This is a genomic window from Aeromonas sp. PrichA-15 (genome assembly GCF_017939245.1).
Lineage (GTDB): Bacteria > Pseudomonadota > Gammaproteobacteria > Enterobacterales > Aeromonadaceae > Aeromonas > Aeromonas caviae.
Genome location: NZ_JAGKRH010000121.1, coordinates 1 through 8,541, shown reverse-complemented (window position 1 = coordinate 8,541; position 8,541 = coordinate 1). Strand labels below are relative to the sequence as shown.

The window sequence follows — 8,541 nt, the reverse complement described above, 5'->3', positions numbered from 1 at the left end:
ACACGCCGTTTTAGCCTGTGGAGGCGTGGTGCAATCAGGCCGCCCGATGAAGCAGGAACCCGGTACTGCGCGAGCAGCTATCACCCAGTAATGGGAATCCCCCTCCTGTGACGCGAAGCGCTAAGGTGGGGGAGGATGTCAAGGTGAGTCTGTTGCAGTTTGAGTTTGTGACCCGGGAAAGCAGCTTTGATCTGGCGTGTCGCTTCGGAGTGGCCAGGCGCGAGGGTGGCGAGGATGCCGATGAGCTATTGGAGCAAGCCATATTGGCATTGAACGAGGCCAAGCGTGAGGGGACCACCCTGGTGTGGTATCAGAGTGCGATGAAGGCTGATCTCCACATGGCCCAGCGGCAGCTGCACCAATTGCGGGAATGGCTGGCGGGGGCCGCCCCTTCCCCCCTGGAGACCCTCTGCGAGGCGATGAGAGACGAGCAGGGCGTGCCGGTGACGGCGGTCAGCCTGCGCTGGCGGGTGAGCCAGCAGCCCTGTGACGTGGGCTGGATGCAAGAGCGTGGTGTCCTTGGGCCCGTGATGGCACGATGGCTGACAGAAGAGCCATGCAGTGGCACCTTGCTGGTAAGGCTTCATCAGCCTGCCCAGCTGGCCCCTCTGCTGGCGAGCCTGCCCCCCTTGCCACAGGGGAGACTGATCCTGGCATTGCCTGCGCTGATACCGGATGCCACCCTGCTTGAGAAGATGCGCGAGTGTGGCTGCATGCTGGCGCTGAGCGAGCTTGGCAGCTGCGCCCCCGAACTGCTGCAAGCGGGCTGGCCAATTCGCTACTGGCTGCCAGCACCCTCCGGGTACGAGGCGCTGCTCCAGCCGTTGGCAACGGCGCTGGGGCTGCTGCGCCTGGCTCCCCTGGGAGAGGCGCAGCAAGAGGATGATCTCAAGCTGAGTTGAGTGGTGGCTTGTGCAGTCTCGGGGCCGATGCCAAGGAGACAATACACAGAAGAGCGGCTCATGGCCGCCCTTCTGCTGCTTGCTGGCACTTAAACTGGTTTGCTGTCCGGTGAGGAAAAGGGAGCGCAGGAGTGTCTGATCACCAGGTCCGGATCCACGGTGATCATGCGGTTTGCGATGGGCTCGCCGTTGATGCGCGCCAGCAGCCGGGTGACGGCGAGGCGGCCCAGCTCCTCTTTCGGTTGATTGACCGTGGTGAGCGGGGGGGACATGAACTGGGCCAGCGCCACGTTGTCATAGCCGACGATGGAGAGATCGCGGGGGATCACCAGCCCTGCCTGATGGGCGGCACTGATGACCCCCATGGCCATCATGTCGTTGCAGACAAACAGCGCGGTGGGACGCTCTGGCAGCGCCAGCAGGCGGGTCATGGCGGCGGCGCCGCTGGCGCAGTCAAAGTCTCCCTCCTGGATCCAGCCCGGATTGACGGTGAGCCCGGCCTCCTGCATCGCTTGCTCGAAACCCGCCTGGCGCTGGTTGGCCGGGGCGCGGCTGTGGGGGCCCGTGATGCAACCGATGGCAGTGTGACCCAGCCCCAGCAGATGGCGGGTTGCCAGGTAGCCTCCACGATGGGAGTTGTCGGCGATGAGATCCACCTCGCCATTCTCCATGCCCCAGTCCATCACCACGACCGGCAGGCTCTTGAGCCAGTCGAGCTGGTTGAACACCTCCTGCTGCCCTTCACTGCACATGATGAGCAGGCCGTCGACCCGTTTCCTGAGCATCATCTTGAGGTAGGAGAGCGCCGTCTCGGCCTGTCCTTCGGTGTTGCCCAGCATCAGGTTGTAACCCTGCTCGAAGCAGTAGCGCTCCACCCCGCGCACCACCTCGGCGAAGAAGGGGTTGCTGGAGGTGGTAACCAGCATGCCGATGCTGTTGGTCTCCTTTACCTTGAGGCTGCGGGCCACCAGGCTCGGGGCATAGTTGAGATCGCGCATGGCGGCGAAGACCCGCTCCCGGGTCTCTTCGGCCACGAAGCGGGTCTCGTTGATGACGTGGGAAACGGTGGTGGTCGACACTCCCGCCAGCGCAGCCACCTCCTTGATATTGGCCATCAGTGCCCCTGCGCAGTCTGTTCAAGGAGGAAAGCATCGACCTCCTGCTTGCTCGGGATGGAGCTCTGGGCACCAAACCGGGTGACGGAGAGTGCCGCCGCCCCGTGGGCAAAGCGTACGGCTGCGTCAAAGTCGGCGCCGGCGAGCTCGGCCGCCAGGAAGGCGCCGTTGAAGGTATCCCCGGCAGCCGTGGTATCCACCGCCTTGACCCGAAAACCCGGCATGAGCGCCTGTTTCTGCCCCTTGCTGCAATAGACCCCTTGAGACCCCAGGGTGATCATCACCTCACCGATGCCCATCTGGTGGAAGCGGGTGGCAGCCTCCCGGGCGCTCGCTTCGTCCGTCACCTTGACGCCGGTCAGCAGCTCGGCCTCGGTCTGGTTGGGGGTGATGAGGTCCACCAGCGCCAGCAGATCCCTTGAGAGCGGGCGCGCGGGGGCGGGGTTGAGCACCACCCGGGTGCCGTGGGCACGAGCCAGACGGGCCGCTTCCTGCACGCTCTCCAGCGGCACTTCCAGTTGCAGCAGCAGGGTGTGGGCGGCGGCGATCATTGCCTCGTGACCTTGCACTACGGCCGGGGTGAGGGCGCCATTGGCTTCGGCGGAGATGCCGATGCTGTTCTCCCCCTCGTCGCTCACATAGATGATGGCGATGCCGGTGGGGAGCCTGGGGTCGAGTTCGACGGCGCTGACATCGATGCCGTCGTTGGCAAACCCGGTTTTCATCTGGTGGCCGATGGCATCATCACCGATGCGGGCGATGAAGGAGACAGGGGCGCCGAGGCGGGCGGCGGCCACCGCCTGATTGGCGCCCTTGCCGCCGGGAACGACCTGATAGCTGTGGCCGGTCAGGGTTTCACCGGGGCGGGGAAAGTGGGGGACGCGCAGCACATGATCCGCATTCACGCTGCCGAGGACTACGAGACGATTCATTCCTATCACCCTTGGTTGAGTACATCCTGGTCTGGGTGGACCCAGACCAGGCGGCACTGGCGGAAAAAGAGAGGGGAGGCGAACCTCCCCCCGTCAACTTACTTGTTGACGATTTGCAGCGGTACCGGGATGGATTTTTCCACCGGTTGACCCTTGAGCACCTTGTCGGCGGTTTCCACGCCAATGGCGCCGATGAGGGCAGGCTGCTGTGCCACGGTGGCGGCCAGTTTACCCTTGGCCACGGCGGCTTTGCCATCGTCGGTGCCGTCAAAGCCCACGATCATCACCTCTTTGCCAGCGGCCTGCACGGCGCGGATGGCACCCAGCGCCATCTCGTCGTTCTGGGCGAACACTGCCTGCACGGTCGGATGGGCGGCCAGCAGGTTCTCCATGACGTTCAGACCCTTGGTGCGGTCAAAGTCGGCGGGTTGGGAGGCCAGCACCTGCAGTTTGTTGGCGGTGACCGCCAGGGCGAAGCCTTCGCCGCGATCACGGGCGGCGGAGGTACCTGCGATCCCTTCCAGCTGGATCACCTTGGCACCGCTGCCCAGCTTCTCGGCGATGAAGTCGCCAGCCAGCTTGCCACCGGCCACGTTGTCGGAGGCGATGTGGGCCTTGACGTCACCCTGGGCTGCGCCGCGGTCCAGGGTCAGCACCGGGATGTTCGCCTTGTTGGCCAGGCGAATGGCGTTGCCCACGGCTTCGGAGTCGGTCGGGTTGATCAGGATGGCGTTGACCTTGCGCACGGTGAGATCTTCCACGTTGGAGAGCTCCTTGGCCGGGTCGTTTTGGGAGTCCAGCACCACCAGCTCGTAGCCAAGCTCCTTGGCCTTGGCTTCGGCCCCCTCCTTCATGGTGACGAAGAAGGGGTTGTTGAGGGTGGAGACCACCATCGCCAGGGTGTGATCCGCGGCCTGGGCGGTGCCCAGCACGGACATGATGGCGGCAGCGAGCAGGGTATTGAGCTTTTTCATCATTTCATTCCTTGTGTGTGGCGTGGCTTGTTAACGGTTGCTTTTGTTATCGATCATCACAGCAAGCAAAATCACGCTGGCCTTGGCGATCATCTGGTAATAGGAGCTGACGTCGAGCAGGTTGAGGGCATTGTTGAGGAAGCCGATGATGAGGGCACCGATCAGGGTACCCATGATACGGCCCTTGCCCCCCATCAGGCTGGTGCCCCCCAGCACAACGGCGGCGATGGCATCCAGCTCGTACCCCATGCCGGCTGTGGGCTGGGCGGAGGAGAGGCGGGATGTGACGATGAGCCCGGCCAGTGCCGACAGCATGCCGCACAGACCATACACCGCGAGCTTGACCCGATCCACATTGATACCAGAGAGGCGGGTGGCCGATTCGTTGCCGCCGAGGGCATAGATGTGGCGGCCCAGGCGAGTGTGGTTGAGCAGGTACCAGGCCAGCAGGAAGACGATGGCCATCAGCCAGATGGGCACCGGCAGACCCAGCAGGTAGCCGGTCCCGAGCCAGGCGAAGTGATAGGCGCCGTCACTGAAGCCGGTGGAAATGGGGCGCCCCTCGGTGTAGACCATGGTGACGCCGCGCAGGGCGGTCATGGTGACCAGGGTGGCGATGAAGGCCTGTACCTTGCCCTTGGCGATGATGAGGCCGCTGATGCTGCCAAGCAGGGCGCCGGCCCCCAGGGTGAGGGGGATCACCAGGCCGATGGGCAGCTCCATGGCCACCATGGTGGCGGCCAGGGCGCCGCACAGGGCCAGTACCGAGCCGACCGACAGATCGATGCCGGCGGTGAGGATGACCAGCGTCATGCCGACCGCCATGATGGCGTTGACCGATGTCTGGCGCAGGATGTTGAGCAGGTTGTCGGCGGTGAAGAAGTTGGGGCTCAGGAAGGAGACCACGCCGATCAGCACCAGCAGCGCGACCAGGGACTTGTTCTCGATCCACCAGGCCTTGCTCATGACGCCGCGGCGGGAAAGGGTTTGGGTTGTCATTGTGCTGCCTCTTGCTCTGCTTGCCACTGTTTACCGACTGCCGCTGCCATCAGCTTCTCCTGATTGGCATCGCGGGTGTTGAATTCTGCGCTAATGCGCCCTTCGTGCATCACCATAATGCGATCACTCATGCCGAGCACTTCCGGCATTTCGGAGGAGACCAGGATGATGCTCATCCCCTCCTTCTTGAACTGGTTGATGAGCTGATAGATCTCCTTCTTGGCGCCGACATCGACGCCGCGGGTCGGCTCATCCAGGATCAGCACCTTGGGCCGGGTCAGCAGCCCCTTGGCGATGGCCACCTTCTGCTGGTTGCCGCCGGAGAGGAGCTTGATCAGCTGATCCTGACTCGGGGTCTTGATGTTGAACAAACGCACATAGTCCCCTACCGCCTGGCGCTCGGCCTTGCCGTCAATCTTACCGCCACGAATGAACTCGCCGAGGGCGCACAGGCTCATGTTTTCGCGCACCGACAGCTCCAGCACCAGGCCGTCGCCCTTGCGATCCTCGGAGATATAGGCGATACCAGCGGCCAGACCATCGGCCGGGCTTCTGGGTACCAGGGCGTGGCCATCCACCGTCACCTGGCCAGCGCTGATGGGGCTGGCACCGTAGATGAGCTTCATCAGCTCGGTGCGGCCGGAGCCCATCAGGCCGCTAAAGCCCAGAATTTCCCCCTGACGCAGGGAGAAGCTCACCCCGCGCACGCCGGGACCAGCCAGATCGTTCACCTGCAGGCTAACCGGGCCAAGCTCGCGCTCAAGACGTGGGTACTGCTCTTCCAGCCGGCGGCCCACCATCATCTCGATGATCCTGTCTTCATCGAGATCGCTCACCGCCTGCTCGCCGATCCACTTGCCATCCCGCAGCACGGTGACCCGATCGCAGATCTCGAAGATCTCTTTCAGGCGGTGGGAGATGTAGACAATGCCGCAGCCCTGCTCGCGCAGTTCACGAATGACGGTGAAGAGCTGCTCGGTCTCGGTGTCGGTCAGCGCATCGGTGGGCTCGTCCATGATGATGACGCTGGCATCGAACGACAGCGCCTTGGCGATCTCTACCATCTGCTGTTCACCGATGGAGAGATCCCCGAGTCGGGTATCCGGGCCGTGCTTGACGCCAAGTCGCGCCAGCAGACCGCTGGCACGCTCACGCAACTGCTTGTGGTCGATGCTGCCAAAACGGGTGCGCGGTTCGCGGCCGAGGAAGATATTGGCGGCAATCGACAATTCCGGCAGCAGGTTCAGCTCCTGGTGGATGATGCTGATCCCCTGATCCTGAGAGTCGCGGGGGCCCTTGAAGTGCACCGGCTGGCCGCGATAGTTGATGTAGCCCGCATCGGCCTGGTAGATGCCGGTCAGCACCTTCATCAGGGTCGACTTGCCAGCGCCATTTTCGCCGAGCAGGGCCATCACCTGGCCCGGATAGACCCGAAGGCCCGCTTCGTCGAGGGCGCGTACCCCGGGGAAGGTCTTGACGATCCCGGTCAGCTCCAGAATGGGTGAGAGGGGGGAGGTTGTGCTCATTTGCAGCTTCCTTGAAGAGGCCTTCTTTGAAGAATTCAGAACGCCACACCGGCGCAGAGGATCAGGTTGGCGTAGGGAGTCACCTCGCCGCTGCGCACGATAGCCTTGCTCTGGCAGGAGCGAGCCTTGAACGCTTCGTGCAGGCAGTACTCGATGGTGATGGGCTTGCCCTGGGCGGCTGCGTGGGCCTCCAGCTGATCCACCAGCGCCTGATGGGCGGCGGGACTGATCTGCTTGATCTCGCTTGCCATGATCACCTTCTCCACCACCAGGTCGGTGAGTAGGGCGGTCAGTACGGTTTCAAGGCTGGGGGTGCCCGCCATCAGCGCCAGATCGATGCGCTCGGGGCCTGCCGGAATGGGCAGGCCAGCGTCGCAGACGGTGATCTCGTCGGTGTGGCCCATCTGCGCGACCAGCGCGCTTAAGGGAGCATTGAGCAGCTTGCCTCGTTTCATACAGCACCTCGGCGGCCTGGGACCGCATATGAATATTGAGTTGGGCAATCGGTTACGCAACCGGTTGCGTCATTAGGGCGAAAGATAGGTGTTAACCGTTAACGGGTCTAGGCAGTGATGACGAAAATGTGAAAACGATCTCAGTGACAGGGCAATTTCAGAAGAAACGGGTGCCATAAGAGCACCCCGTCTGAGAGGCGTCGCCGGATGTTGCCCGCACAAAAAGGCGTACCCGGCGCGAGTGCGTATTCCGGTGAATTTGAACAGTGATTCCGGAATCTGTGAACACCATTTCCGGAAAGTATGCGGCCAGGGATTCTGCGAGCAGAAGCTGAGCTTTGAGGGGAGGCATCTTTTCGACTCACCGAACAAGCCAGCAGCCAAGCGCAGCGCGGCAGTTGTGGATCCAGGTCATTGGAGCATGACGGTTCATCTGACATCAGAGTTCGTGCTCTGAGGTGTCCGGAAATGGTGTACACGCAAGCCGGAATCAGCGTTCATTTTAAACCGGAATAGGTGTTCATTTTCGACCGGAATATGCACGAGGAGATCAGAGGGCGAGCGCCGCCTGCACTGCGGGGCGGGCCAGCATGCGCTGATAGTGATCCGCCACCTTGGGAAACTCGCTGATGGCAACCCCGTCGCTCTCGAGCCAGCCTGCAATCACGAAGAGGTAGATGTCGGCCAGGCTAAAGCGCTCCCCCAGTACCCAGGGGCCGGCCAGATAGTGGCGCTCAATCTGGTCAAAGCCATCGCGCATGTTCTGGGGCATCTTGGCCTGCATGGCAGCCATGGCCTGTTCATCGTCGGCCCAGCGGCCGGGACGGCGTCCATGGGCATGGGCGACATGGACGGTGGAGACGAGGAAACTGTGTACCTCCTGCATCCTGGCCAGGAGGAAGGGGTCATCCAATGGGGCCAGCCCGGCGTTAGGAAAACGCTGGGCCACGTAGAGCAGCAGAGCCGGTGTTTCGGTCAGCACGCCATGCTCCGTCACCAGTGCCGGGACTCGCCCCTTGGGATTGATGGCGAGGTAGTCGGGGCTGCGCTGTTCACCAGCGGCCAGATCCAGGCGCTTGACAAGGTGAGGGGCACCGGCCTCCACCAGAGCGATGCGTACCGCCATGGCACAGGTACCCGGGGCAAGATAGAGCGTCAGTTCGGACATGACCGTTTTCCTTGTGTGAGAGAGAAGAGCCAGTGGACATCTCGTCCGCCAGCGCGCGCCATCTTAAATGCGAAAGGGGACTCCCTCCGACGTAGGTGGGAGGGGAATTTCGCCGGGGCGTCAGCCCCGCTGGTTTTGAATGTATTGCTTGATCACCTCCAACGGTGCTCCGCCGCAAGAGCCCGCAAAGTAAGAGCGTGACCAGAGTACGGGTTTGCTGTAAGCACCTCTCAAGTCCAGAAATTCATTACGCAGTCGCCTTGATGTGACCGCCTTTAACGAGTTCACCAGTACCGATAGCTGCACCGTTGGCGCGTACTCTATCAGGGGACCCCGCAGAATTCGGAGAAAAACGTACGCTAAGGAAACTCTGAAGAAGACTTCCTGATTTTGGCAAAATACCCGGATTCCACCCGCCGAGTTTTCCGATGAAGCAGATGACCTTCGCCTACGCCGAGTATGCCGGCAAG

8 protein-coding genes and 1 pseudogene are annotated in these 8,541 nt (G+C 62.5%); 1 reads left to right on the top strand and 8 read right to left on the bottom strand.

The features are described 5' to 3' along the window. The first annotated feature begins 107 nt into the window (after positions 1–107). Positions 108–902 carry a hypothetical protein gene (locus J9889_RS14990; protein WP_155488285.1) on the top strand — a complete coding sequence of 265 codons (795 nt, stop codon included), beginning with the start codon at positions 108–110 and terminating at the stop codon, positions 900–902. Positions 903–991: 89 nt separating this feature from the next. On the opposite strand, the gene J9889_RS14985 is transcribed toward J9889_RS14990, so the two are convergent. The 8 genes and pseudogenes from J9889_RS14985 to tnpA form a co-directional block, all read right to left on the bottom strand. Next, positions 992–2,017: a substrate-binding domain-containing protein gene (locus J9889_RS14985; RefSeq protein WP_041211440.1), complete on the bottom strand. Its 1,026-nt coding sequence runs from the start codon at positions 2,015–2,017 to the stop codon at positions 992–994. Beyond that, complete coding sequence (rbsK, locus tag J9889_RS14980; protein ID WP_010674791.1) at positions 2,017–2,949, bottom strand: ribokinase; 933 nt, start codon at positions 2,947–2,949, stop codon at positions 2,017–2,019. The genes J9889_RS14985 and rbsK overlap by 1 nt, the downstream gene beginning before the upstream one ends. A gap of 98 nt (positions 2,950–3,047) precedes the next feature. Next, a complete protein-coding gene (rbsB, locus tag J9889_RS14975) occupies positions 3,048–3,923 on the bottom strand; it encodes a ribose ABC transporter substrate-binding protein RbsB (protein ID WP_010674790.1) in 876 nt (291 codons plus the stop codon). Between the two features lie 30 nt (positions 3,924–3,953). Then, the gene (rbsC, locus tag J9889_RS14970) at positions 3,954–4,922 is read right to left on the bottom strand and encodes a ribose ABC transporter permease (protein ID WP_210557218.1); all 969 of its coding nucleotides are present in this window, start codon (positions 4,920–4,922) and stop codon (positions 3,954–3,956) included. After that, positions 4,919–6,448, bottom strand: a complete 1,530-nt coding sequence (rbsA, locus tag J9889_RS14965) for a ribose ABC transporter ATP-binding protein RbsA (RefSeq protein ID WP_052814800.1) — start codon at positions 6,446–6,448, stop codon at positions 4,919–4,921. Before rbsA ends, rbsC begins: the two co-directional genes overlap by 4 nt. A gap of 35 nt (positions 6,449–6,483) precedes the next feature. After that, the gene (gene rbsD, locus J9889_RS14960) at positions 6,484–6,903 is read right to left on the bottom strand and encodes a D-ribose pyranase (protein WP_010674787.1); all 420 of its coding nucleotides are present in this window, start codon (positions 6,901–6,903) and stop codon (positions 6,484–6,486) included. Positions 6,904–7,453: 550 nt separating this feature from the next. Then, positions 7,454–8,071: a glutathione S-transferase family protein gene (locus J9889_RS14955; RefSeq protein ID WP_039040777.1), complete on the bottom strand. Its 618-nt coding sequence runs from the start codon at positions 8,069–8,071 to the stop codon at positions 7,454–7,456. A gap of 120 nt (positions 8,072–8,191) precedes the next feature. Beyond that, a pseudogene (gene tnpA, locus J9889_RS14950) lies at positions 8,192–8,398 on the bottom strand (IS200/IS605-like element ISAs26 family transposase); the annotation flags it as partial. Between the last annotated feature and the right edge of the window lie 143 nt (positions 8,399–8,541).

Excerpts from the sequence above, each read along its gene's own strand:
- rbsD (WP_010674787.1), bottom strand. The coding sequence starts at position 6,903 with ATGAAACGAGGCAAGCTGCTCAATGCTCCCTTAAGCGCGCTGGTCGCG.
- J9889_RS14955 (WP_039040777.1), bottom strand. The coding sequence starts at position 8,071 with ATGTCCGAACTGACGCTCTATCTTGCCCCGGGTACCTGTGCCATGGCG.
- rbsC (WP_210557218.1), bottom strand. The coding sequence starts at position 4,922 with ATGACAACCCAAACCCTTTCCCGCCGCGGCGTCATGAGCAAGGCCTGG.
- rbsB (WP_010674790.1), bottom strand. The coding sequence starts at position 3,923 with ATGAAAAAGCTCAATACCCTGCTCGCTGCCGCCATCATGTCCGTGCTG.
- rbsK (WP_010674791.1), bottom strand. The coding sequence starts at position 2,949 with ATGAATCGTCTCGTAGTCCTCGGCAGCGTGAATGCGGATCATGTGCTG.
- J9889_RS14985 (WP_041211440.1), bottom strand. The coding sequence starts at position 2,017 with ATGGCCAATATCAAGGAGGTGGCTGCGCTGGCGGGAGTGTCGACCACC.
- rbsA (WP_052814800.1), bottom strand. The coding sequence starts at position 6,448 with ATGAGCACAACCTCCCCCCTCTCACCCATTCTGGAGCTGACCGGGATC.